The following is a 25,608-nucleotide window of genomic DNA, read 5'->3' on the forward strand; positions in this document are numbered from 1 at the left end:
GCCTTCCCGCCTGCCGTCGGGAGGGCTTCCCGTTATCCGTTTCCCCAAAGGCAAGCTCCCTATGTTTACAAGCAGATGAAATCGCCGCAATGGTATACTGATTAGGTCATATCCGGCACTTCCTACACGCCTGTCCTAAAGGAGAATGGACATTTTGCAGCTGCTATTTGAAGAAACCGGTCCCGATCGTGCGGTCCGCGTTTACGATACAAATGAACTATACGGTGAAAAAGGCCGCTTCCGGGTCCTCGAATTCGGCAACGATGCGATACAAGGCGCACTTGATCTGAACCGTCCCGGGCGCATCCTGTTCGAATACCCCCGAGCCCTCATCCATCTCATGGACCTGAACCGGCCGGCTTTCGAAAATGTATTTATGATCGGCCAAGGGATCGGGACTTTGCCCGGCCATTATCCGCAGAAGCGGTTTACTGTAGCGGAATACGATCCGTTGGTCGCCGAACTGAGCCGAACCTATTTCGGATACGATCGCAATCCTATCCACCTCGGCGACGGTCGTGAGATTCTGAGCGAGGAACCCGCAGCATCGTACGATTACGTAATCCTTGACGCTTTTACCGAACAAGGTACCCCCCGGCACTTGATCTCCCGGGAATTCTTCCGGCTTAGCCGGGACAAACTCCGTACGGACGGCGTCCTTCTGATGAATTTGTTCGGCAAAAGCGTGCACGACAAACAGATCGGCGCTGTTTACACGACGCTTGGTGATGCTTTTACTTGCCGAAAAGCGTTTTATCTGCCCTCGGAAGGATCCCGCGACACGCTCAATATTCTTTTGGCTGCAAGCAACGGCCCCCTAACCTGTCAAACCCGCCATATGGCCGGTTTTGTCGAATTTCAACCGGAACAGGGATATGTGATAGCGGATCGTTTGTAACTACTTTGAGACCATTCTTTACGCGATTTGGTTTATGATGAAAGTAACAGCACGGCCGCACGTTTTAAATCGGTCCAGCGGGGTAAGAAACAGTACGAACATCCCATTCTAAATCATTTCCGCAAAGGGGTTACACACATGAAAAAGATGGCCTTTTTCACAACGCTCATGATAGCCATGCTGGCTTTCGTCACTTCCGCCCATGCAGTCGGTTCCGAATATACGCCCGTTCCCCGCGGCGAAGACACTGTAACCGTTATGATCTCCTCCATCGGACAGAGTAACGGCGCTCTCACCCTTCAAGGAGACCGGATCGAATGGTACGAAGGCGAAGAAGCCGACCGGAAATTCGTTGAGCACGAGACGGACATCGGCGACATGACGCATGCCCCCGACGGCTACTATATCGTTGACGATCAACAGAAGCTCGAAACTTTCGAGATCGATCCCAATGTCCAAGTCCTTATGCAGCTTTACGATCGTGACGGGACTTACAAAGGCATGGACATCAAGTGGAACGAAGAAGTTACGCTAGGCAAGTTCTTGGACATTTATCACAACAACGGCCTGCTCGACGTAAGTACGTTTCCTTTCCATTTAACGATCAAAGACGGTAAGGTCGTGAAAATCGTTCAGCAGTACATTCCATAACCTCGCTCGGAAGAGCGGAACGGATTATACGTAAAAAGGACCTGACAAAAGTCGGGTCCTTTTTTATTCGAACTAATTAAATTGCTTTATGATCGGGACAGATAATGTATGTTCCCCAGCCAACATCATGTAGCCACGGGCAAAAGTCTCTTGAGTCTCCTCAATCGCTAGCTTACCCACTCATTATTTCCTCGCCACAATCATGAAACGTTTCGTGTTGGTCTTAATTCCCTTCTCCGTTTGATTCGCCTCAATAAAATTTTGAAGTATTTCAAAATCATAATCAGTTTGCCCGAAGTTAGGGATAACGGGAGTGTATTTCAAAAAGAAGATCAAATCCTCACCCGTATGGAAGTACTGCGTTGCATCATATTCATACGACTGAATATCAGTAAAACCAGCTTCAGCTAGTTCGGTAAGGTACTTATCCTTTAAGATCCCTTCATCCGTTCCAAAACCCTGCCCTCTGCCGAAAGCTTGTTTAATGTTTAATTTATCATTTTCGCAAACTTGTTGAGTTAAGAATACACCATTATTCGCCAGCACTTTTGCAACTTCAGTTGCATAAAACTCACTGTGCCGGCAGGACACTACATTAAAAAAGAACATAGGAAAGGTAATATTTTCAGCTTCCATTTGTAATACACGAATATTTGTTTTAGTTGAATTTTTTAAGTTTTCAGCAGCGGATTGTATCATTCCATCTGAATGATCAATGCCGACAAGAAGCAAAGCAGCATCGGCTATAGATAATAAAGCTTCCCCACCGCCTGTACCAATATCAAGCAATAGGTCGGAATGATTACATCTTTGAGTAACTTCATGAAGAAAATTCCATTGTTCACCTTCAGAAGTAGTTTTTATTTTACTAAAGTCCCAACCGTTTAATTTTCCAACCTTGTCGTAAAAATTCCTGTACTCAGACTTGTTCATACTATTTCCTCCATTTTTAAGTGAATGTATTAAACCAAGTGCATGAATAGGACTAAATGAAAAATTCATTTGTTCCGGCATTCAAGCAGAACGAGTTTCCCTTGGCTTAAATTTAGGATATCGGCTCGACATCGTTCAAAGACTTAGCTTAGTTTCATGAGACCAAAAGGACAGAAAAACCCCTTTGTCAGCTGGTACGCGTTTTACCCAGCCCGTAAACTAGCTACTTCGAACGATACGGAACAACATCCAATTCACCTCATTTGGAAGAAAGTTACTACAATTATATATATTTATTGCACGATATTCAAGCTGAATTCAACATAGCTGCCAGTTAGCTCAACGAGCTTCCAAATGAAGCGCGGCTACTATTCCTCATTTTTTGGAATCCTTCGAACTCGTCCACCCTCGAACCGTCCTCCAGCTTTCGACTCTGACGAACTTGAGAACGCAGTCTTAATCTTTGAACTCTCTGAAACTCTTTTTCTTTCCTTGGAACTATCCGAAACCTTTGAGAATGAAATTTTGTCCTTGCGGATTGATCAAAATTACTGTCAAAACCTTTTTTAAGGCAGTCCGTGTACCATCCTACAAAGCTACCAAAAATGATAAAATTCTATTTTTTAAGTGAATAGTCTTTAATTCCTATGGAATTTACTGGTCTTGATGTATAATATCAATGTGTAATACTAATTTTATAGGATAAAGGTGGGAGATTTATGATGAAGAAGTTGCTTTTGTCTACCAATCTTATGTTTAAAAGCGTAACTGTAGCAACTAGTATAACGGTACTCGCGCCCGTTACGATGGTAATGGCGACGTCCCCTGTGGCGGCTCAAGCTTGGCAAAGTAATAAGGCATATGTAGCCGGCGATCTTGTAACGTACCAAAGTAAAACGTATAAAGCCAAATGGTGGTCCTATGGCAGCATACCTTCTTCGTCGGACGCATGGCAATTAGTCAACACGGCTCCAGTAGATACGCAAGCGCCTACAACACCATCCGCATTGACGAATACAGCCAAAACGGCAAACTCGATCACACTCACGTGGGGAGCCTCTACCGATAACGTTTCTGTAACCGGATACAATATTTATCGCAACAATGTAAAGGTGGGCACTACTGCATCGTTAACGTATACCGACAGCAATCTCCAGCCAAGCACGACTTATGCTTATACGGTAAAAGCTGTAGATGGCGCAAACAATGAATCGGCAGGTGCAGCGCTGTCTGCACAAACTACTGCCAGTGAAAGCCCCGGCCCGGTTTTGAACGTTGGACAAAGCCGCGTCTTGACGATTGGACAGATCAACACTTCCTGGCAAGGCATCAATGAGCAGTATAGTCCTGACAAAGCTACGCAAGCGGTTACATCTATTCTGCCTCGCGCAGAGTACGAGTCACTCTTTCCTCGTCGCGCTGGAACGCCGGCTTGGCACGCCATTGCCCAGAATCAAGATTACTATAGAGCTGAATTAAGCGACTATTACTCCTATGACAATTTCATCGCAGCAGTTCGTGATACAGCGAATATCAAATACAAGGAAGTATACCGTACAGGCAGCCCGTTAGTGAGAGAACTGTATCGTTTGGATAAAACAACCAAAACCGAAACTTTGATCCATCGTTCAGCGGATTTCAACGCCCCTGGGGAAATTAACAAGCCATTGATCACCCGGATTGTCGATTTCGGAACGTTCCTCAAGGAAGGTGTAGAGAAAGACCGCAAACGCGAGTTTGCAGCCTTCATCGCTAACATCGCCCATGAGACAGGCGGCGGTTGGCCGACAGCTCCGGATGGCGAACTAAGATGGGGATTGTTCTTCAACGAAGAGCGGAGTTATGTCAATTCGGGTTCAATCGGCTACATTGCCCCTGAATATACAGACTACGCGCCTGTTGCCGGCAAGTCTTATCATGGACGCGGTCCGATCCAGTTGAGCTGGAACTATAACTACGGACTCTTTAGCTCTATCATCTACGGAGATAAAAACGTATTGCTGAACGATCCAGACCGAATTGCAGACGATGGCCGTCTCGGCTTTATGACTGCGATGCTCTTCTGGATGACGCCTCAAGATCCTAAACCTTCCGCTCATGATGTCATCGTTGGCAATTATGTGCCGACTGCCGCACAGCTGTCGAAAGGGCTTGTACCAGGATTCGGGACAACCATCATGGTCATCAACGGTGGACAGGAAGGCAACCTCGATGAAACCGACAATCGGATTCGCCGTCGCGTCGCTCACTACACAGAGCTTGCGGCGAAGGCAAACATTGATATTACAGGCGAGAAGCTGAACACACTGGGCATGCAGCAATTCTAAGTGAAAAGAACCGTATGCCGTCTTTGGACGGTGTACGGTTCTTTTGTATGTGGCGTATCATGGTTCCGTTATTCAGGCTCATATGCAGCAAAAACCGTCGGTCCTGGGACGGAAGCTACCCGCTTTGACATAGGTTCTTGTCATCCGGCAATGCTATAGTGAGAAATCATTAACACCTTTTTTATAGGCATATTTCAAAGTGTAGGTTTCCTTTTTCCCATAAGGCATAGTAGCAATTTTTATACGAGTATAATCAAGCCTGCTTTCTCTTATAACTCTTTTTACCAAGTTGATACACCGCTCTTCTTCTGTAGTGACACAATATATATTAAGAGCATATTTTTTGGGGGCTGAGATGCACTTCCCCATTTCCGATCCATCAACATAGCCGATACCAGCATCTGCTAGAGATATCTCTAGGTATTCCACTACTTTATCTCTTAGCCATTGGTCACGTTGGCTTCCATTTGCACTTTTCAACGGATACTGTAGCACCAGCCAAAACTTTTCACTCATTTTGGATTCACCAGCCCATCTAGAGATGATATGAAGCTCCGCTCCTGCTGCAGTGCTCCTCATGATAAACATGGCAACTCAATTTCGGATAGTATGACCCACTATAATCTTCCATTGGTTATCGATTTTCTTTACAGGAAATGATATTTCCCTCTCCTTATCGTCTTCTATTAAACTCACCATTCCCAAATATTCCGTTTCGCTGATTAGTTTTAATTCTTTAATAGAGGTATTCTTAATGTTTTGATTGATGCTGTTGTATTGATTTTTCTGTTCTTCTTTATCCGGGAATCGAATATCGTCGGTCAGCTTCACCATTGTTTCAACATCCTTGTTTTCCAATGCTTTCAGGTAGTCAGTTAAATGATCTTTCACCTGTTGTTCCGATCTTGACTGACTTGAGCACCCCATAACCCCGATAACTGCAATTAAAGATACGGTTAATAAAAATAGACGGATGAAATTTCTGTTCAATCTGGTACTCCCCTTTAATTTCAGTTCGTTTATGGTTTTGAAACAGCTCTGACCTTTCACCTAATAAATCTGGTCAACGGATAGATCATATGGATTTTCTGTTGAACCTTCAGGATAGTTGTACTTTATAGAAGGATACTTCAATGGAATAACCTCCAGTCAAAATTTTCAAACTCATAGCTAACGCAAAGGCATTGATCGAAAATGTAAATGATTACAGCCTGGAACAGCGCTATAAGAATGAGGCTGTTGTTTTCTGCTTCTCTTTTAGACAACAATTCACTGTGGTAGGAGAACGGTAGTAGATTACGGTATTAGAATGGGGTTTCACCTGTTTCAAGAAGATTAGAAGAGTACAAAGAGTATATGATATATCCTAAATTAGACCCTATGTTTATGCGGGGCCAATACTTTTCATTAGTAAAACAATTGGAGAAAGAGGGAACGCCATGAATCAGGCAAGAGCAGAGGAACTCGTGGATACATTTCTGCGGAACGATCATCTGGACGGAGATGCTTACAGTGGGGTGGAGATTCAAGAAGTGATTTTTTTGATCCATCACGCCAAGAGTTTAGCAGCTAGTCAACCCGTCAGGAGTGAATGGTTGAATACCCGGATTCAGGAGCTTAATGACAGAATAAAAGAAAAGATTAAAGAGGCTGAGGCACTGTACATAGCTTTTGACAAGCAGACCAACTATCCCTATGTGGATGCGGAGGGCCGGGTTTGGGTTTTCTCGAAGGAACAGTATACAGCAGAAGTAAAAGACTACTTCCTCCAGCAATTCATATTGCTTGAAATGAAGGAGATTAGCGGGAAGGAGATCATGGAGACAATCGGTCTGCTTCATATCATGGGCCTTCCAACCCTCCTCATTGATAACGGTCAATATTATATCGAGGTGAAACGGGATGAGTTGATGCCGCCAATGAATTGGAGCGGGACGCCTGAAATACAAGTTCCGGTGACCAACCCCGGTCTGCAGCAGGCGATGATCCTGTTCTTCCAAACGATGAACGTCAGACTACACACGGCGGATAACCAACAGCGTCTTCAAAGGCTGGAAGCGCGCATGCTGGATGAAATTATAGGAGCGCGGTACCTCCTGCCTATCCAGCTGGTAGAACAGGACTCTTCTTCCACTGACAACCAAGGCAGCAAAATCTTAAGACAAGGAGATCGTATTCTGACAGCTGTCCTGGAGGACGACAATGATTCCAAATGGCTGCCGGCCTTTACGGACTGGTATGAGTTCGAGAAGGCCTATGATAAAGAGTTATGGAGCAGCAATGTGGCTACGTACGAGGATCTTGCTGCAATCTCCAGTGGCATGACGGGAATCGTAATCAATTCGCAGGGCCTTGGGCTCAGGCTCGATTCCAGAAACCGGGCAAAAATTGAAGAATACCGCAGAGAACGAAGCGAAGCCTCAAGCAACACAGTCACAGAGGCTGCAGTGCCTGAGGAACCGGCTGTTCTGCTGGTCGATCCGAAGGAATATCCCATGCAAATGATCGAATCTCTCAAAGCTTATATGAAGACGCAAAAAGGCATTCAAAAAGCATATTTGCGGCAGAAAATTCGGGGAAACGAGCAGAGCTATCTGCTTATTGTGGACGCTACGGGCGGGAAAGAGCAAATTTATAACGGGATTGCAGCGGCTGCTGCCCATTTAAATGGAATCGCCCTCGAAATCGTCGGTATGGACGATTGGATTGAAGATGGGAAGGACATCGAACCCTTCTATAAGAGGAAGCGCTTTGGTTTATTTTAAGATCTCACCGCCGGGCAACCGATGATGAGTTCAACGAGGTGTTTTTCAAATTCAAGACATTTGCGAAGCCAACATTAAATAAAAGTTTCACGACCCCGAACTTCAGATAAGTTTAGGGTCGTTTCTTACGTCCAACAATATGAAATGGTGAAGGAATACCATAAGCCTATGTAATGATTTGACCGCTTGCAATGATTCCTATATAGGAATCAGAAAATATAGAAGATGAGACCTTTGCCCTCGGCTGCAGTTTGGCTGTAGAAACGCCGGATTTCGTTAAAATGCTGAAGCATGTAGGCAAAGAATGCGTCCTCATCCTCATCTGTAACAGTGCCAGGCTCAAGAGGATATACCTCATCCTTGACCATGGACTGGAAATCATAGCGCGAGCGGAGCTGCTCTTCATCCAGCTCAGATATAGCCTGAAGCGCTTCTGCAACTTGCTCGGCGCGTAAGGAGAACGCACCGAATGAGCCAAAATCGATCCCTTGGTCTGAAGTCAGCGGAACAACATAGCCAAGAGGGGCTTTTCCATCCGAAATATCTCCACACAGCAAGTAGTGAATCGCCTCCCAGGATCTATCAATGTCCAGTCCGGGATAATCGTCTATTTTCAAACTCTTCAATGCAATGCCGCCTGCTGCGACTTGCTGCACCAGGTTGTCATCCATAGCAAAGTAATATCCGCGCATTCCCATGTAATCAGCCTTCTTTCCTTTTTTTAGGAGTGACAATACTGCCCTATCAAAATGTAACATCCGGGAATGATGTATTTCAAGGAACATTATCGTGTTTGCCGCCAGGACTTCTTTTCACTGGATATTGTATGTGTTATGGCCCTCATAAAGCAGATATAATCCGCAAAAGTAAGCTTCGCCAGGTCCGATACGGAGGCAGTTTGCGTACAGCTGAGTCGTTCTCCATGCTGCTCCTGCGGATGTGCATCCAGGATCCTTCCGTATTTACTTAATCGAATGTAATGCTTAAAAGCGAAAAAAGCCGCGGATTCCGCGACTTTTTATACGTGTATGTTTTTGTCCTCCGACATGTCGGAAGATGAAGGGAGAAATGCTAACGTTTGTTTGATGACGGATAATATCACTTCTGATTCGTCTAGCGACACTCATTATTTGCTGAGAGGTCGACCTGTAAAAACTTATCCTTACTTCCACTCCGTAATACGGCCAATAGGAAGACGAGTAGTCCTACGCGGCTCTTTAGCAGATTTACCTACAGAAATGAGCATAACCGGAACATAACGTTCCTTCTCCATACCAAATGCTTCCGCAATTCGGGATTTGTCATATCCGCCGATCGGGTTTGTATCATATCCACGAGCACGAGCAGAAAGCATAAGCTGCATGGATACCAGACCGCTGTCAATAAGAATCATTTCGCGAAAAGCTTGTGCTGGCATACGTCCAAAAAGATCCGTATAGTTCGCCAGTATTTGATCTTTAATCTCTTGAGGATAGTACCCTCTTTCTACATCAGAACTCATAATTTCGTCTGCATTATCAAAGGCGTTCATATCTCCGAAAACTGCAATGACTGCAGAGGAGGTTATAACTTGATTTTTGTTACCTGGTGCCAGCTCTTCAAGTGTTGATTTACCTTCTGGGCTATCAACGACAAGAAATCTCCAAGGCTGAAGATTAACGGATGACGGCGCCAAAGTCGCTTCTTCCAATATTTCAGTCATTTCCTCACGGCTGATTTTGACCGTTGGATCGTACATACGTACAGAGCGCCGAGATGTAATAATTTCTTTAAAATGATTGTGTAAAGCGGTAGTTTCAGTCATGTTGTTCTCTCCTAGTTCTATAACGAATGGCTCTTACTTGTTTCTTTCATTTGTTGGATCTGGCTGTTCAACTTACGCAATGCTTGAATAAATCCAAGCCGTTCTGATTCCGTGAGGTCTGCCTGCAGTTCCTTCAGAAATCGATCTTTCTCCTCTTTAAACATCGCTACTTTACTTTTGCCTTCTTCGGTTAGCTGAACTAATGTAATCCGGTTATCTCTTTCACACCTATTTCGCAGAAGGATTCCTTCCGCTTCCAATTGCTGTACATGACGGGTCACCGCAGCAGGATCAATAGACACAGCCTTCTGCAGATCCGATTGGCTAATTTGGCCACCTGTCAGTTTGCAAAGGAGTTCGAGCCGATTGGGACTAACGCCAGCACATCGTTCAAACCGGGTTGCAATATGCTTGTTTACATGCATGAGCAAGTACAGCAGGTCATCTGTATGACATGTAGAGATGATAAAAACCTCCTTCAATTCATTGACCCATCGAAAGTTGATGGGTCAATCATATATCTTTATGGACAGAAAATCAAGTCCCTGACTTCAAAGCTACTTACACAAGGAGGAATCTATAAATTCACACGGTATCATTTCCCATTCGCGCTTTTTTCAGTCTGCTCGGATCATAATAGCCAATTCCGTCTCCCGCCATAAACCAGCGAGCAGTTGTCCGCTTTCCCGAGACGGGCGTCCCAGGCCTGCTCGCTTAGCTTGTAAAAGAGCCTTGACCGAATCCGGTCAAGGCTTTTTTACAGTATAAGCCGGCCATCGCCGCCTATGATCGCCGCCTATGTTCGTTCGCCGCGCCCTTTATGCCGGTTATGCTCAGGCGTGGATTTACTCGGCGTTCGAAGACTATATAAAGTCTTAGACTTGCCGCTGTTAATCTGAAACTAACTCTTTTATCTTACGAATCTCAAATATATTACTTCCCATCCAAATGATAAATTAGTTGTACGACTCCTAAGGAGAACGTTCTGGTACTAACGATTTTTAAATTCAATCTCTGTTTTATATCCACAAACAGCGGTTTTCCTTCTCCCAAAACAACAGGGTGAACAGATAATCTAAATTCATCAACAAGACCTAAATTAATGAAAGTTGTTATAAGACTTGCTCCGCCATATAGCCAGATGTCTTTACCAGGCTTATTCTTTAATATATTTATTTCTTCAAGAATATTATCATTTATGAATATTACTTGATTATCCGTCCCTTTTTGTGTCCGGGAAAACACATATTTTTCTTTACTATGGACCAATCCCCAAATTTCTTTTTCAGTATCATTTTGTTCAGTTCCTGGTGTAAATTGCCCCCATAAATCATAGCTTTTTCTTCCATATAAAATAGCATCAATTTGATTCAAGAAATTAATAAACCCCATCTCAGAATCCATAATACACCAATCAAGTTCCCCGTTTTTCCCTTCAATAAAGCCATCTAAAGAAACTGCTAAATCTAAAATTATTCTTCGTTTCATGATTTGTTACTCCTTTCGTTAATCTATCACCTATTATAGACCTCAAATATGTCACCTTATGTCATATTCTTAAAAGAGAAAATATCTGTTTAACAACAATCCTGTCCGCATCTTAAAAATCAACGGATAGCACACTCTTGTTCACATACAAAAACACCTTCAAAATTGTCCTCCACATCTTACGACATGGAAACATTTTTTTGAAGGTGCTTTTTTGTCTTATGCTATGGGATTATTCCACAGTGAAAGTCGGCCTGAACTTGCGCTTTTTTTCTATGCACAACTTGCATGTTCCTTGCATGGGTCAACGGTAACATCATGTGCATGGCAAGCTGCACTAACCATCCGATGACAGCGGCTGTTCTCCATACCGCTCCAGTACCTGGTAAATCGCATCTGTTCCGAACCCGATCGCTTCTACAGGAATGCGTTCATCCGCTGCATGAATCAGTTTGGTGAACTGCATGTCCTTAGGCAGAAGCATTGGCAGGAAACCGTAGGTTTGAATGCCGAGCCTCGCAAACAATCTTCCATCGGTTCCTCCGGGCAGCAGCATCGGCACGGGAACGCCCTCCTTATCCGCTTCTTTCAGCACATCGGACAACAAACCGAACATCCCCATGTCGGGAGATGCGGCGCAGGGGTCATAGCGCAGCACTTCCAGCCCGATCGAATCATTAATCGCGAATCGTCTCAGTTCGTCCATAAATTGCTGCGGAGTGACGCCCGGCAGCGTTCGGCCATCCAGCTCAACCGTAATTTCGCTTGGATGAACGTTGATTTTCTCGCCGCCGCGAACGACGGTCGCGCTGACCGTGTTACGCAGAAGCGGGGCGAACGTTTCGCCTTTTTTCCCCAGCAGCTTCAGGATGAAGCCGCTGAGCCGTTGATGCAGCAGCCCTTTCAGCAGCAGCGCCGGCAGCAGCGGCAACGCGGCGGACATGCCTTCAATCATCAACCGGGCTGCCGGGGTCGCACATATCGGCAGCTTATTTCTGCTAAGAGATTGAAGCATGTTCCCCAATTGCTCCATGCAGTCAGCTTCTGACTTACCCATGGAGCCGTGGCCTCCCTCTCCTCGAATCGTCGCTTTGAGCCAACATAACTGCTTCTCCGCCACCATAATCGGATAAAAGGTTTTCCCCAGCGCATGAAACGAGAAGCCGCCGAATTCACCGAGCGCATACTTTACGCCCGCAAAATAATCGGCATGCCGCTCTACGAGGAAGGAAGCCCCGTATTCGCCCCCTGCTTCCTCGTCGCTGACAATCGCCAGAATGAGGTCGCCGCGCAGCGGTAGCTTGCGGACATGTGCGCGGAGGAAAGCCGATACGAGCATCGCAACGCCGCCTTTCATATCAAGAGCGCCCCGCCCCCAGACGAAGCCTCCCTCAATGTCGCCTCCAAACGGGTCACGGCTCCAGGCCTGCATATCGACGCCAACGACGTCGACATGCCCGTACAGCAGCAGCGGCGGTGCCTCACCGCTGCCCTTTATCCTGGCCAGCAGATTGGGCCGGTCCGGATCAAGCGCAAGGATCCGCGTCTCAATGCCCGCATCCTCAAGCAGTTGCCGGATATACATGATACATGCGGCTTCCTCGCCCGGCGGATTTGTTGTATTGAATTGGATCAATGCCTGTAAAATCTCAACGGGAGACGGCAGCTTCGCAGTGCGCCCGACTCCTTCCTGTTCCCATTCGTCACTGGCCAGCCGGATACCCATGACCCCGCTCCTTCCTATAATGAAATGCCCGCGTAGGATCGGTCGGCAATACAATCGCCTGGCAAGCTGCACAGGCCGAACTCATCGCGCAGACAGGAAATTGACGTAACGCCTTTACGCGCCTGCGACAAGCGTGGTCCAGAACGCTTTTTCCTTCGCGAACAAATCGTCCGCCAGTGCCAGCTCTCTGCCGCGTTCGAAGTCCCCCGTTACAAAGCGGTCCTTCACCAGATCCCATCCGTTCCTCACTGCGCCAAGCTGAACGGACAGCGATTCATGCAGCGCTTCACCGATCAGCCTCTTCTCCTGCAAGGAGCGGAGCAGCAGCATGTTGGCGATATGACGATTGCAAATGATGTTGACGCCGACAAGTCCATAGGTCAAATGTGCTTGCTTCTTCTCCGGGTCGGAGTCTACATTCCACATGCCCTCTACTGAGAACTCGCCAAGCTCCCTCGCCAGCCTCTCAGCATTTTCCACCACTTCAGCCAGTTTTAACTCGTAGGGCTGAACCTTCTCTTGAAGGTTATAGACGTAGAAAGCGGGTCCCAAATAATTAGGGTTCACGTTGTATTCCGAGTTGCCGTAAGCTTTGAGCAGCCTTTCCTCCGGCACCTCGTGCTCCTCGTAGCCCGCAAGCGTATCGTCAATGACGTAAAAGACACCGCGCTCCTGGTCGTATCCGTTAAACAGCGAATAATGATACCAATGGAACTTTTTCCAGGCCATGCTGCCCGGCAGCCAGTCATATAAATCGACGTTTACGCTCAAGTTGCGTCCACCTGTAAGCATCGCCCTGATTTCCTCCAGCACTGTCTCCTTACTGCGGAAATGACCGGGCTCGATATAGCGGATCACCTGCGACAGCGGGAATCGGGCCGGATCGTCCATATAATACAGTGAGTCAATTGTCGGATAGCGGAAGTCTTTGTCCGTTGCGGCCTCCCAAGGGTAGTAACGGTAAATGTTCAAATACGCCGCATCCTTGTAGCTGGGATCTTCCGATACTGCAATGGAAAACGCTTGGTTCAGCATGCAGTTCATCCAAAACTCGTTAAACGGTTTCCTTTTCATGGACAGCTTCATTGTTCGCCGCCTCCTTAGGCTCTGAATGTTGGTTCAAGCAAGCTTGTTTTCCGCAAGCAATGCACTGATTTTTTGGCTTGCTCCCTTATCGACCAGCGCGCGCATGATCGCCGTGTAATCATCCGTTAGTGCCCGGGCGGTTTCTTCTTGGAAAAGGCTTGTCGCATATTCCAGCGCAAAGCTGATCTTCCCGTCTTGCTCCGCCGCTTCAAGAGTCAGATCGAATTTACTGACCCCCGGATCGAACTCTTTGGGATCGAATTCAATGCCCCCCGAACGATAAGCGACGCGATCAATATTTTGCAAAATAAACATCGTATCGAACAGCGGATTACGGCTGCGGTCCTGCTCGATTCCAAGCATCTGCACCAAATCCTCAAACGGATAATCCTGGTGCTCAAGCGCCCGAAGGACATCCTCATGCAGCTCGGACAAATAATCGCCAACTGTCCGGTACGATTCGGGGAAACTGCGAATCGCAACCGTATTGACGAACATTCCGAGCAGTCCTTCCAGCTGAGAATGATTACGGCCCGCTACCGGCGTACCGATAATGATATCTTCCTCACCGCTCCATTTGCTCAACAGCATCGAATAAGCCCCGAGCAGCACCGTATACAACGTCGTGCCGCGCTCGCGCGCAAACGCCTTGATCTTGAGCGTCAGCTCCTCATCCAGTATGAAGGTGAATTGACTGCCCTCGAAGTTTTGCAGTTCCTGCCTTGGCATGGCCGTTGTGAGCTCCAGCTTCGGCAGCTCCCCTTCAAATGCCTCCAACCAGTAGCGCTCATGCCCCATATAGGCCTCGCTGCCAATCCGTTCTTCTTGCCATACTGTGTAATCCCGGTACTGGATGTCCAGCTCCGGCAGCTCGCCGCCGCCGTACAAAGTGGTCAGTTCCTGCAGCAAGACGCTGACGGAGACACCATCGGTTATAATATGATGAAAATCCAGCAGCAGCAGATGGCGCTCCTCGCCAAGCGAAATCAAACCGGCCCGAAACAGCGGGAGACTGCCGAGATCAAACGGACGGATAAAGCGCTCCATCAGTGAGCTGATACCGCCGAACAATCTTTGGTCTCCACCTTCCGCGAGCAGTTTGCCCGCCGCCATCCTCAGCTTGGCGCCTCGCTCCAGCGTAAATACCGGCTCCGCATGCACGCGCTGGCGGAACTCGTCCTCCTCGTGATGGAACGTCGTTCTAAGTGATTCATGGCGGCGTATCATCACAAGGAAAGCTTCCTCCAGCCGCTCCACATCGAGCTTGCCTTGCATATGCACGGCAAACGGCACATGGTACATCGTTGCTTCACCCGAGATCAGCCCCATCATAAATTGGCGGCGCTGCGCCCTCGACATCGGGTAATACTCGCGGTCCGGCTGCTTTGGAATGCGCGCGGCCGTCACGGTTCCGCTAGTGTCCAGGTGGGCTGCCAAACCTTCCAGAGTCGGATTCATAAAAATATCGCGCAGCGGCATTTGGATGCCAAAGCGTTCCGCAATGCGGCTGACCAAGCCCGCAGCCTTCAGGGAATGGCCGCCAAGCTCGAAAAAACTGTCCTTGGCGCCAATGGCATCCGTACCGAGCAGCTGCTTCCAAATTTCCGCCAGCTTTCGCTCGGTATCCGTCGATAGAGGAACAAACTCTCGTTTGCCCGCGTCGGCCGGTCCCGGCTTCGGCAGCGCCCTTCTGTCGATTTTGCCAGTCGGTGTAAGCGGAATCGCATCCAGAACGACCATGAAGGCAGGAACCATATAGGAAGGCAGCTTATCCCCGAGATATTCGCGCAACTGCGCGATCAACCTTCCGGTTGGCACGGAGCCGCCTTGCTCCGCATCCGCTGCCGCGGTGTTCTGCATGACGACATACGCGCAAAGCGCATATTCCCCATCCTCTTCCTCAAACGCGGTGACTACCGTTTCCTTCACATCCTCATGGCGAAGCAGCAACTGCTCAATTTCACCGATTTCAATCCGGTGCCCCCTGATTTTCACCTGGAAATCGCGGCGTCCCGCATAGGCAAACTCCCCATTTTCAAGCCTGCGCCCAAGGTCGCCCGTGCGATACACGCGCTCGCCCGGTGCATACGGATTCGGCACAAAAGCGACATCCCACTCGGGATGGCTGAGATACCCGCGCCCGACGCCCGGCCCGCCGATGCAAATTTCGCCCGTTACGCCTGTCGGCTGCAGCTTCAGTCCTTCGTCAAGTACCATCATGACAGAACCTAGAATCGGCGTGCCGATCGAAATGTCCTCGCCCTCAGTCACTTCTCGGATCGAGGTCCACACAGTCGTCTCCGTCGGACCGTACAGATTAAACAATCTGGCTCCGGTAGCGGCGCGCAGCCTGCTAAGCACATCGGACGTCAGCGGCTCCGCCCCGATCATCAATATACGCAGCTTTTGCAAGCCGTCCGTTTCGTTTCGCTGATTCATCCACCATTTAAAGCGCGATGGCGTTATTTGCAGCACATCGACGCCGTGAGCGTCGATCAGACCTTGCAGCAAAGCGGCGTCGCCCCGTTCCTCTTCGCTCGCGAGTACAATCCGCATACCCAGCGTGAGCGGAAGCAGATTTTCAACGACAAAAATATCAAAGGAGACCGATGCCATCGCAAGGATGCTCTGGCCCTTCTCAAACGGAATCCGATTTCGGAAGCCGCTGATGAAATGCGTCAGCCCTCGATGCTCGATCATTACTCCTTTGGGCCGCCCGGTCGATCCTGACGTATACAGTACATACGCCAAATGGTCCGGTGTGTGGACAAACTCAGGATTGCCCCTGTCAGCCGTATACAGCTCCGGATCGTCCAGATACCACTTCGCGACGGCTTTCGTTACGACCCCCGCATATGCTTTTTCTGTAAGTAAAAGCGCTTCGCCGCAATCCTCAAGCATCCAGTCGATCCTCTCTTTCGGGTAAGCGGGATCAATGGCGACATACGCGCCTCCGGATTTCAGAACACCCAATATGGCGACAAGCAGAAGCGGGCTGCGGGATGCCATCAGCGCAACTATGCGCTCAGGCCCCACACCCTTCTCACGCAAGGAATGGGCAAGCCGATTTGCGCGTTCGTTTAGCTCGGCGTACGTAACCGTATCAGCGCCGAATTGAATGGCCACCGCATCCGGCGTACGCGCCGCCTGGCGCTCGACTTCCTGTACAAACCCCATCCATTCCGCCGTTGCTTGTGCGGAAGCCGCCGCCGCGTTTCCTTGTCGGTCCGTCATGCCTTTATCAGTTCGAATCTCCATCCTGCCACTGCTCCCCTCTCTACTCGCGGCCTGTTCCGGCATACCTCCTCCGGCCAACATTGCCAGCAACTGTTCACGTTCGCTTTCACTCATCAGCTCAAGCTCGCCGATCGTGCGCCCCTGCGATTGGCACATCTCCCGCACGAGTGCGGTATAGCTTTCCGCCATGCGGCGCGCGGTTTTCTCATGAAACAAGTCCGTTGCGTATTCCAGTTGGAATTCGATTTCCGCTTCGCGCTCCACCGCTTCCAGAGTCAGATCGAATTTGCTTGTCCCTGCCTCGAACGGCATTTCGCCAAAGACGAGGCCGCCTCCCTCCATTACAGGCCTGTCCATATTTTGCAAGACAAACATGGCGTCAAACAAAGGATTGCGGCTTCTGTCGCTATCTGCCTTCAGCCCTTCGACCAGTTCCTCGAAAGGATACGTCTGGAGCGAAAGCGCCTCTATGACGTGGTGATGAAGCTCCGCCATATAGGCACCTACCGTCTTGTCTCTTTGCGGCCTTGTCCGCAGCGCCAGTGTGTTGACGAACATGCCCATCATGTTATGCGTATCGGCATGCTCCCTGCCGGCGGCGGGAGTGCCCACAATCACTTCGGACTGCCCGCTGTATTTGGCCAGCATCACGGCAAAAGCGCCCAGCAGCACCGTATACAGCGTCGTCTTCGCTTCCCGCGCCAGCTTTCGCGCCTCCGCCGTTGTCCGAGCGTCCAGCAGGAACGTATGACGGCGTCCTTTGTAGCTCGGCAAAGACGGCCGCGGCCGATCCGTCGGTAACTCCAGCACAGAAAGCTTGCCTTCGAAAATTTCCATCCAGTACCGCTCATGCTCCGAATAATCGGCATTTGCAAATCCGGCTTCCTGCCACACCGCATAATCGCTGTATTGCACGCGCAGCTCGGGCAGTGCTCTTCCGGCATACAGCTGTGACAGCTCATTCACCAGTAATCCGGAAGATACCCCGTCCGTAATAATGTGATGGATATCCAGCAGCAGCAAATGATCTTCCTCATTCAACCGCAGCAGCCCCGCCCGCAGCAGCGGCAGCTTGTCCAGATAAAGCGGGCGCTGGAAGATTTCCATCAGCCTCGTCACTTCGGCGCCGTCCGGCGGTGTTCCCAGCAGCGTTTCGTCCCTGGTCAACGCTGCAGGGTCCAGCGTCTCAAGCTTGAACGCATACGGCGGATGAACCATTTGCCGGAACTCATCATTTGTCATATGGAAGGTCGTCCGCAAAATTTCGTGTCGGCCGATCAGCGCTGTAAACGCGTCTTCCAGCCGCACAGCATCGAGTCTGCCCTGCAAGCGGAGCGCGAACGGCACATGATACATTGTGGCGTCACCGGCCAGCAACTGCATCATATATTGGCGGCGCTGGGCACGCGACATCGGATACCAATCACGGCGCTCCGCCTTCGGGATCGGCTCGGCCGCTGAAGCGGCGCCGTCCCGATCCTTCAGCCAGGCAGCCATTTCCGCAATGGAGGTGAGCTCGAATATTAGACTGAGCGGAACCTCGGTGCCCGTCGCCTGCTGCAGTTTGCCTGCCAGCACCGCAGCCTTCAAGGAGTGGCCGCCAAGCTCGAAAAAGTCGTCGTGAATGCCGATTGGTCCGGCAGTACCGCCCAGCACTTCCTCCCAAATAGCCGCTAGGAGCTCTTCCATTTCGTCTCGCGGCAGTTCAGGCCTTCCCCGCTCCCGAAGCCCGAAATCCAGCTCCGGTAAGGCACTCCGGTCCACTTTCCCGTTCGGAGTCATAGGTATCGCGTCAATAGCCGCGATATAAGCCGGAATCATGGCCTCCGGAAGCTTTTCTTTCAGTTTTCTTCGCCATTCCCGCGAAGGGATCTTGTCCGAAGCGACTACATAAGCGCACAGCTCCTTGTCGCCGTTTGACTGCTCGTGGACAACCACAACCGCATCCTCCACCTCGGGGAGGGAAATCAATTGCGAGCGAACCTCGTTCATCTCAATCCGCACGCCTCTAATTTTTACCTGTTGGTCCGCCCGGTCCACATACATCACGTTGCCGTCCGGCAACCACTTTGCAATATCGCCGGTGCGATACATGAAGCGGCCCTCGTGGTAAGGATGCGGTAAAAAGCGCTCGGCTGTCATATCCGGCTTGTTCACATAACCGTCGGCAAGGCCGCTGCCTGCAATATACAGCTCCCCGGCCGCACTCATAGGGGCAAGCTGGCCGCCATAACCGAATATATAAATTTCGACATTGTGCATCGGTCTCCCAATCGGCACATAGCCGCCGAGATAAGCGCCCGGCTTGTATGCGTACATATTGGAGCAAACTGTCGCCTCCGTCGGGCCGTAACCGTTAATAATCCGAATCTCGGGATTAAGCTTCGTATAAAGCTCCAGCGTTTCGTCTTTAATCGGCTCTACCCCAACGAGCATTTTGTTTAGTGTAATCTCAGGGGCCGATTGCTCCAAAATCCGCGCAACCTCTTTCAGCAAAGACGGCGGCAAATAAGCGAATGTAATCCGCTCCTCCGCAATCACCTCGGCAATTCGCCGCGGATCAAGCAATTTCGGCTCCGGGTAAAGGACTGTGCAAGCCCCGAACATAAGCGGCATAAACAGCTCCGCTACGCTAACGTCAAACGATATGTTGGTCAGGCTGAGGCATCTGTCTCTCTCCCCATATTGCCCATCGAATAACGTCTTGAACGAATGTCCGAAATTGTAAAAGCTGCGGTGCGGTACAATGACTCCTTTCGGCTGACCCGTAGAACCGGAAGTATAGATGACATACATCGGATCGCCGGCATCCTGCGGCCATACCGAAGCGGAATCGTCTACACTGGAGAACAACGTTTCATCCGCAATGTCCAGCACCTGTAAGGAGGCCGGCACGACAGCCGCGGCTCCGGTACGCGCGCCGTCCGTGAATACCAGCTCCGCGCCGCTGTCTTCGAGCATATAGCGGATGCGCTCCCCGGGATAATGCGGATCTACAGGCATATAAGCGCCTCCGGCTTTCATAACGGCAAGCATAGCGGTTAGCATCGGAATGGAGCGCTCCGCCATGATGCCGACTACGCTGCCGCGTCCCACACCTTTGGTGCGCAAGGTTCGCGCCAGCGCATCGGTGCGGCGATCCAGCTCCCGATAGGTCATGGATTCACCGCGGCAAGATACGGCCGGGAGGCCCGGAACGGCCTCCGCTTGTTCCTTGAAGCATTCATGCAGACAGCGCGGCGGCGGAAAGTCCGCATCGCGTCTCCCCAGCGCCAATATTTGCAGGCGCTCCTCTTCCGTCAACATCTCCGCTGCGCCGAGTGCGGCGTCGGGACGGAGCGTCACGCTGCGCAGCAGCTGCACATAATGCCGCATGAACCGCTCGGCTGTGGCCCGCCGAAACAAATCAGTATTATATTCCACGACAAGCCGCAATTCCGCGCCATCTTCCACAGCCTGAATCATCAAATCGTATTTGGCCGTGCCATGCTCAAAGCGGTGGTGACGATACGACAATCCCGCAGAGGAAGCGTTTGGAATACTCAAGTTTTGCATGATGAACATCGTGTCAAACAGCGGACTCCGGCTGGCGTCCCTTCTGTCTATCCATTGCGCGATTTCCTCGAATGGATAATCGGCGTGGGCGTAAGCCCCAGTCGCTATCTCTTTCACTTCGGACAAAAAGGCTCTGAACGGTTTGTCGGCGCGCGGATATGCGCGCAGCGCAAGTGTGCCGGTGAACATGCCCGCGATCGCTTCCAGCTCGCGCCTGTTTCGTCCCGCAATCGGCGTGCCGATGGCAATGTCCTCGGCCCCTGTATAGTGGGCGAGGAAAGTGTAGTACGCCGATAACAGCACCATAAAGGGTGTCGCGCCCGATTCGGCTGCGAGACTGCGCACAGCCGCCGTCAAACTGGCCTCGACGTATACGTCGAACGTTTCGCCACGATTGCTTTTGACGGGCGGACGCGGGGCATCGGCCGGAAGCGTAAGCAGCGGCCAGTCTCCCAGGCATTGCTCGCGCCAATACCGTTCGGCGTTGCCGCAGAGCGGCCTACTCTCCTGCCATACCGCATAATCCTTGTATTGCAGCGTCAGCGGCGGCAACGAATCTCCCTGATATAAAGTCATCAGGTCAGACAAAAGAATGCCCGCCGACATGCCATCGGATGCAATATGATGCATATCAAGAAACAGCACATGGCGCTCCGGCCCCAGTGTCAGCAAGACTGCGCGGAGCAGCGGAGCCGTATCGAGCCTGAACGGCCGGAACAAGCTTCGCAGCACGCCGTCCGCTTCCGCTTCATCCGCCTCCATGCGAATCAGGCGGAAAGGAACGGAGGCGTGAATGCGCTGCCTGATTTCTCCGTCGATGACTTGAAAGGTGGTGCGAAGCGTCTCGTGACGCTCTATGATGGTTTGCAGGACGGCCTCCAGCCGGTCAGCATCAACAGCCCCGTCCAAGTGCAGGGATTCGGGTAAATTGTAGCTGCGATCATCCGGCATCGCCTGCTGCTGCAAATACATGCGCTTCTGCGGCGATGAAACCGGATAATGCTCTTGCGGAGCCGCCTTTGGAATCGGCTCCATCGTATCGCCGGACAAAGATTCGGACGCTTGGCCTGTCAACGGCCCGACATATTCGCCGTCCGATCTTGTTCCGTCACAGTCACCATCTGCCGCTTGCCCGTCATGACCGATGTTCGCCTCATGGCCGCCGTTCCCGGCAGCCGCCCCTTGTTCATCGTGTCCAGCGTTCGTTCTTTGTGCTGTCGCTGCGCCGCTTTCCCTGAGCCTCCGCTCGATCAGCGCCGTGAACGAAGGCAGATCCGCATGCCTCAGCAAATCCGCCACTTGAATGCGGACGCCCGCAAGCTCGCTGAGCCGGTTTACAATTTTGAGCGCAATAATGGAATCTCCGCCTAGTTCATAAAACCCCGCATTCGCAGGCAATTCGTCATAACCGAGCAGCTCTCCCCAGGCATCAGCGGCATGCTGCTCCCATTTCAGACCGGAGCGCTCCCCGGTTAATGCAACGCCGCGGCGGCGCTGACTCGTCTTCCCGCCGCTCTGCTCCAGCGCGGCTTGCCATCTGGCAAACGTCTCGTTCATTTCTTGTCCAAGCTCTTCGGGAATATCTCCAACGAGAGAATACCCGCTCCAGGCCGCAAATGGCGTATGAAGCGCCGCTCCGGCGATCGCATCCTCCACCCAGCAACGGTGAGAATCGAACGGATACGTCGGAAGCGGCAGCCGTTGGCGGCGTTGTCCCCGGTCCCGGTATACCGCCTTCCAATCGATCTCATATCCTCCCACGTAACGTTGGCCCAGCTCCTGCACTCCCATTTCTCGTTCGTTTAAAACGGGTTGCTGCCGTATATTCCCGGCCGTATCCGAATCGACCGTCCCGAAACGGACGTTCGGCAGCGTAAGGCCGGTAAGGCCGCTTTCGGCTACGGCACGCAAGGTCTCGGCAAGCTCTTCCCAGCCGCTTACCGTAATCGCCAGACGATACCGATGGGCTCCCCGGCCGACGGCCAAGGTATAGCAAAGGTCGGCCAGGCTGCTGCTCTCATCGCCGCGATGCTGCAGAGCCCAATCCCGCATCAGCAGCACGAGGCGCTCCAGCGCCGTCATGCTGTGCGCGGACAGGCAGAACAGCTCTGCTCTGTCCGAACGACCCGAAGGCATGCCGGGGGGAGCCTCCTCCAGTACAACATGGCAATTGGTCCCGCTCATGCCGAACGCACTTACTCCACATCTTCTTGCTTCACCGTCCGTCACCCATGGCGTCAATTCGTCATTGACATAAACGGGCGAATCCACAAACGAAATGTTTCGGTTCGGCGAGCGGTAATGAAGAGTCGGCGGAAGCTGCTTGTGGACAAGCGACAAGATCGACTTGAGCAACCCCGCAATGCCGGCGGCATGATCGAGATGGCCGATATTTGTTTTCAGCGAGCCAATGGCGCAAAATTGCCGTTTATCGGTATATCTCCGAAAAGCGCGTGTCAGCCCGTCGATTTCGATCGGATCGCCCAGCGAGGTTCCCGTGCCGTGCGCTTCCATATACGTCACCGTCTCGGGATCAATGTCCGCATCCTGCCAAGCCCGCGCAATGACGTCCTCCTGAGCGAGGGCGTTCGGAGCGGTAATGCCGACCGAGCTGCCGTCCTGATTCATCGCGCTGCCTTTGATGACGGCATATATAGGATCGCCATCCTCCTGCGCGCGGGACAACGGCTTGAGCAGCAGCGCAATCACGCCGTCGCCGATGCCTGTTCCGTCCGCCGAGTCGTCGAACGTTCTGGCCCGGTTGTCGCTTGACTCGATGCCAAGCCGTATGCCCGTATCCAGCGGCAGCACGTTAATTTTGACGCTGCCGGCAATCGCCGCCTCGCATTCGCCGCTGCGGATCGATTGGCATGCCAGATGGACCGCTACCAGCGAGGAAGAGCAGGCGGTGTCCACGCTGATCGCCGGTCCGCGCAAGTTAAGCAAATACGAAATCCGGCTCGGTATCATGGAGCTCAAATTGCCGGGCGCCGCCATGGACAAGGCATCCGGGTCCAGCGATTCGATGATTCGCTTGTAATCATGCAGCGCGTCCGCGTTGTAGCCGACAAAGACGCCGGTGCGCGAACCATGCAGTGCATCTCCGCCATACCCCGAATTCTCAAGCGCGCCCCAGGCTGTTTGCAGGAACAGGCGCTGCGCCGGACTCATCAGCGAGGCTTCCTTGGGCGAAAGCCGGAAATAAGAATAGTCAAAACCTGAAATGTCTTCGATATACGCCCCGTCGAAAAAGGAAACGGAGCCGTATTGTGCCTCCATGCGGCGCAAATACGGCTTCAATTCCTCCTTGCGGGAATCCGGAAACCCGCCTACGAGGTCCTTGCCGCTCCGTAGAAGTTCCCAGAAGGCTTCGTGCGTATCTGCGCGCGGCAGCTTGGCGGATATCCCGACAATCGCAATATCTTTGAGAGAAACATTGGAGACGGAGCCCCCGCTTTGCCCCTTCCGTCCGGATGTGTCTTTTTTGGTATCCAGCAAATCCAGTTGAAACATGGCGCCCTTCCCCCTAGCTAGTAATGGAATCGCTGACGAACTGTTCTTTTTCAGCCCTTCCGCCGCTCCCGCGCAGCAGCAGCAATACATGCGCGACGATGCCGAGTCCGCTGATCAGGGCTAATAATCCAAGCGTACCGGACTGCCAATCGCCCGCCCATTGCAGCACGATATACAAGGTGCCTGTACTGCACACATGGGCCGCAAGTGACCCCCAAAGCGAATGCGAGCCGGCGCGAACGGCACCGTATACGATTGCGCCCAGCGCTGCAAATGCCCCAATCGTCATATTCATAAATACAGCGCCGAATAATACGGCCTGGAGCAGAACCGTCCACGGAACGGAAAGACGTTGACGCAGAGTATGGAACAGCATTCCTCTAAAAAGCCATTCCTCCAGCAAAGACCCCAGCAGTAAGCTGCCGAGCACAAAAATCATCAAGCTGCCGCCGGTGACAAAAGCGACCAGATCCGAAAATGCAGGAAAGTTGGCTTTTATCCACGGAAGACGGGTGAACGCGGCGATAAACAAACCGAGCCAGACGCCCGTCCCTGCGGAAAGCAGCAACGTTCCGCCGCGCACAGGAACAACCCCCAAGTCCTTGAGCGAAATTTTTTGCCAGTGAAGCAGCAGAAGATAGACGGCAAGCACGATGATATTAGATACAATCAGCACTATGCCGGAATTGCCTTGGATCCAGTCTTTCAGCCCGGGATCGCCGACCCAGTTGTAGAGCGCTTGATTGACAAGCATCACAATCGCCGCATATATGATCAAATATAAGACTGTATTTCCCGCTATCCGTACTCCCTTCACGCCGACGTCACCGCCTTGGAAGACAGCGGCGTCAAGATCGAAGAGCGATGCTTGAACGCAAGGAATATGCCAATCGCAATCATGATGGCCGCTACAGCCATCCAGGCGGACATGACGGTAACGTCGGTCGTCTCCGGCCCGTAATGCCAAAGCAAGTACTGGCTGCCCTGACAGGCGACTTGCGCGGCAATCGGCGCCCAGATGGATTTAAACCAGACATACAAGAGCGCAAATATAACGGCGCCGAGAAAACCATACAGCGACAACGGAATGTCTCCGAAAAAAAACAACGCCCCGTACAACACGCCCTGAATCACAATTGCGATCCAAACCGGGAGCACACGTCTGAACTCATTCATCAGAATGCCTCTGAACAACGTCTCCTTGTAAATATTTCCTAGGATCAGGAAGATCAGAAACACATACCATTCCGCGCGGTTCAGGTAATCAAACAATTCGCGGAACTGGTACTTGTCCGATGCGATGGCCGGAAGCCGGGAGAAAGCGACTGTAAACAGCCCGGCTCCAAGTCCGATCCATAAAGCGATCGCCACCGATTTGCCCCCCATTACGCGGAATTGGGCCGCTTTAAACAAATTTTCTTTGAATATAAACTTCCAGGCCAGCAGCATGAGCGGCAAACCTACCATATCGTTCAAAATAATAACGGTTACCGTGTTCTGTTCAAACCACGTACTTCTGGGGTATACATAATCGAAAAATAATGTCGTAACGGTAAAAAACCATGCAAAATACAGGCCGATAACAACGGCCACGCGAGCCAGCATCATTCTCCACGCCGTCATGC

Annotated in this window: 16 protein-coding genes; 4 read left to right on the top strand and 12 right to left on the bottom strand. The window is 51.1% G+C overall.

Annotated elements, in window-relative coordinates:
• Window positions 1-145 precede the first annotated feature (145 nt).
• Together AR333_RS14465 and AR333_RS14470 are read left to right on the top strand one after the other, a co-directional pair.
• Window positions 146-898 (top strand): spermidine synthase, encoded by a 753-nt coding sequence (locus tag AR333_RS14465; protein ID WP_172798858.1) that lies wholly within the window; start codon window positions 146-148, stop codon window positions 896-898.
• A gap of 138 nt (window positions 899-1,036) precedes the next feature.
• Window positions 1,037-1,549, top strand: coding sequence for a hypothetical protein (locus tag AR333_RS14470; protein WP_068776040.1), 513 nt, complete (start codon window positions 1,037-1,039; stop codon window positions 1,547-1,549).
• A 183-nt stretch (window positions 1,550-1,732) separates the two neighbouring features.
• Here the strand turns inward: AR333_RS14470 and AR333_RS14475 are convergent, their stop codons facing one another.
• Window positions 1,733-2,482 carry a class I SAM-dependent methyltransferase gene (locus AR333_RS14475; protein WP_068776041.1) on the bottom strand — a complete coding sequence of 250 codons (750 nt, stop codon included), beginning with the start codon at window positions 2,480-2,482 and terminating at the stop codon, window positions 1,733-1,735.
• Between the two features lie 719 nt (window positions 2,483-3,201).
• Between AR333_RS14475 and AR333_RS14480 the strand changes: the two genes are divergently transcribed.
• Window positions 3,202-4,809, top strand: coding sequence for a glycoside hydrolase family 19 protein (locus AR333_RS14480; RefSeq protein ID WP_068776042.1), 1,608 nt, complete (start codon window positions 3,202-3,204; stop codon window positions 4,807-4,809).
• A gap of 153 nt (window positions 4,810-4,962) precedes the next feature.
• Here the strand turns inward: AR333_RS14480 and AR333_RS14485 are convergent, their stop codons facing one another.
• Both AR333_RS14485 and AR333_RS14490 read right to left on the bottom strand, forming a co-directional pair.
• The gene (locus AR333_RS14485; RefSeq protein WP_068776043.1) at window positions 4,963-5,325 is read right to left on the bottom strand and encodes a hypothetical protein; all 363 of its coding nucleotides are present in this window, start codon (window positions 5,323-5,325) and stop codon (window positions 4,963-4,965) included.
• A gap of 78 nt (window positions 5,326-5,403) precedes the next feature.
• Complete coding sequence (locus AR333_RS14490; protein WP_068776044.1) at window positions 5,404-5,799, bottom strand: hypothetical protein; 396 nt, start codon at window positions 5,797-5,799, stop codon at window positions 5,404-5,406.
• Window positions 5,800-6,248: 449 nt separating this feature from the next.
• On the opposite strand from AR333_RS14490, the gene AR333_RS14495 reads away from it, so the two are divergent.
• Complete coding sequence (locus tag AR333_RS14495; protein WP_172798859.1) at window positions 6,249-7,574, top strand: enhanced serine sensitivity protein SseB C-terminal domain-containing protein; 1,326 nt, start codon at window positions 6,249-6,251, stop codon at window positions 7,572-7,574.
• A 209-nt stretch (window positions 7,575-7,783) separates the two neighbouring features.
• On the opposite strand, the gene AR333_RS14500 is transcribed toward AR333_RS14495, so the two are convergent.
• The 9 genes from AR333_RS14500 to AR333_RS14540 form a co-directional block, all read right to left on the bottom strand.
• Window positions 7,784-8,272 (bottom strand): YfbM family protein, encoded by a 489-nt coding sequence (locus AR333_RS14500; RefSeq protein WP_068776045.1) that lies wholly within the window; start codon window positions 8,270-8,272, stop codon window positions 7,784-7,786.
• Between the two features lie 464 nt (window positions 8,273-8,736).
• A complete protein-coding gene (locus tag AR333_RS14505) occupies window positions 8,737-9,378 on the bottom strand; it encodes a nitroreductase family protein (protein ID WP_068776046.1) in 642 nt (213 codons plus the stop codon).
• A gap of 17 nt (window positions 9,379-9,395) precedes the next feature.
• On the bottom strand, window positions 9,396-9,860 hold the full coding sequence (locus AR333_RS14510; protein WP_068776047.1) for a MarR family winged helix-turn-helix transcriptional regulator: 465 nt from the start codon (window positions 9,858-9,860) through the stop codon (window positions 9,396-9,398).
• Between the two features lie 451 nt (window positions 9,861-10,311).
• Window positions 10,312-10,866 (bottom strand): dihydrofolate reductase family protein, encoded by a 555-nt coding sequence (locus AR333_RS14515; RefSeq protein WP_068776048.1) that lies wholly within the window; start codon window positions 10,864-10,866, stop codon window positions 10,312-10,314.
• Window positions 10,867-11,203: 337 nt separating this feature from the next.
• The gene (locus AR333_RS14520; protein WP_068776049.1) at window positions 11,204-12,592 is read right to left on the bottom strand and encodes a M20/M25/M40 family metallo-hydrolase; all 1,389 of its coding nucleotides are present in this window, start codon (window positions 12,590-12,592) and stop codon (window positions 11,204-11,206) included.
• Between the two features lie 114 nt (window positions 12,593-12,706).
• Entirely contained in the window at window positions 12,707-13,678 is a 972-nt protein-coding gene (locus AR333_RS14525) for a hypothetical protein (RefSeq protein WP_068776050.1), read from the bottom strand.
• A gap of 33 nt (window positions 13,679-13,711) precedes the next feature.
• Window positions 13,712-23,983, bottom strand: coding sequence for a non-ribosomal peptide synthetase (locus AR333_RS14530; protein WP_068776051.1), 10,272 nt, complete (start codon window positions 23,981-23,983; stop codon window positions 13,712-13,714).
• 13 nt (window positions 23,984-23,996) lie between these two features.
• The gene (locus tag AR333_RS14535; protein WP_068776052.1) at window positions 23,997-24,800 is read right to left on the bottom strand and encodes a CPBP family intramembrane glutamic endopeptidase; all 804 of its coding nucleotides are present in this window, start codon (window positions 24,798-24,800) and stop codon (window positions 23,997-23,999) included.
• Entirely contained in the window at window positions 24,797-25,606 is an 810-nt protein-coding gene (locus tag AR333_RS14540) for a CPBP family intramembrane glutamic endopeptidase (RefSeq protein ID WP_068776053.1), read from the bottom strand. The genes AR333_RS14535 and AR333_RS14540 overlap by 4 nt, the downstream gene beginning before the upstream one ends.
• Window positions 25,607-25,608 lie beyond the last annotated feature (2 nt).

Origin of the sequence: Paenibacillus sp. FJAT-26967 (assembly GCF_001541095.1) — a bacterium.
GTDB lineage: Bacteria > Bacillota > Bacilli > Paenibacillales > NBRC-103111 > Paenibacillus_F.

Coding starts and splice junctions, on each gene's coding strand:
- AR333_RS14465 (WP_172798858.1), top strand. CDS start 146: ATGGACATTTTGCAGCTGCTATTTGAAGAAACCGGTCCCGATCGTGCG.
- AR333_RS14470 (WP_068776040.1), top strand. CDS start 1,037: ATGAAAAAGATGGCCTTTTTCACAACGCTCATGATAGCCATGCTGGCT.
- AR333_RS14475 (WP_068776041.1), bottom strand. CDS start 2,482: ATGAACAAGTCTGAGTACAGGAATTTTTACGACAAGGTTGGAAAATTA.
- AR333_RS14480 (WP_068776042.1), top strand. CDS start 3,202: ATGATGAAGAAGTTGCTTTTGTCTACCAATCTTATGTTTAAAAGCGTA.
- AR333_RS14485 (WP_068776043.1), bottom strand. CDS start 5,325: ATGAGTGAAAAGTTTTGGCTGGTGCTACAGTATCCGTTGAAAAGTGCA.
- AR333_RS14495 (WP_172798859.1), top strand. CDS start 6,249: ATGAATCAGGCAAGAGCAGAGGAACTCGTGGATACATTTCTGCGGAAC.
- AR333_RS14500 (WP_068776045.1), bottom strand. CDS start 8,272: ATGGGAATGCGCGGATATTACTTTGCTATGGATGACAACCTGGTGCAG.
- AR333_RS14505 (WP_068776046.1), bottom strand. CDS start 9,378: ATGACTGAAACTACCGCTTTACACAATCATTTTAAAGAAATTATTACA.
- AR333_RS14515 (WP_068776048.1), bottom strand. CDS start 10,866: ATGAAACGAAGAATAATTTTAGATTTAGCAGTTTCTTTAGATGGCTTT.
- AR333_RS14520 (WP_068776049.1), bottom strand. CDS start 12,592: ATGGGTATCCGGCTGGCCAGTGACGAATGGGAACAGGAAGGAGTCGGG.
- AR333_RS14525 (WP_068776050.1), bottom strand. CDS start 13,678: ATGAAGCTGTCCATGAAAAGGAAACCGTTTAACGAGTTTTGGATGAAC.
- AR333_RS14530 (WP_068776051.1), bottom strand. CDS start 23,983: ATGTTTCAACTGGATTTGCTGGATACCAAAAAAGACACATCCGGACGG.
- AR333_RS14540 (WP_068776053.1), bottom strand. CDS start 25,606: ATGACGGCGTGGAGAATGATGCTGGCTCGCGTGGCCGTTGTTATCGGC.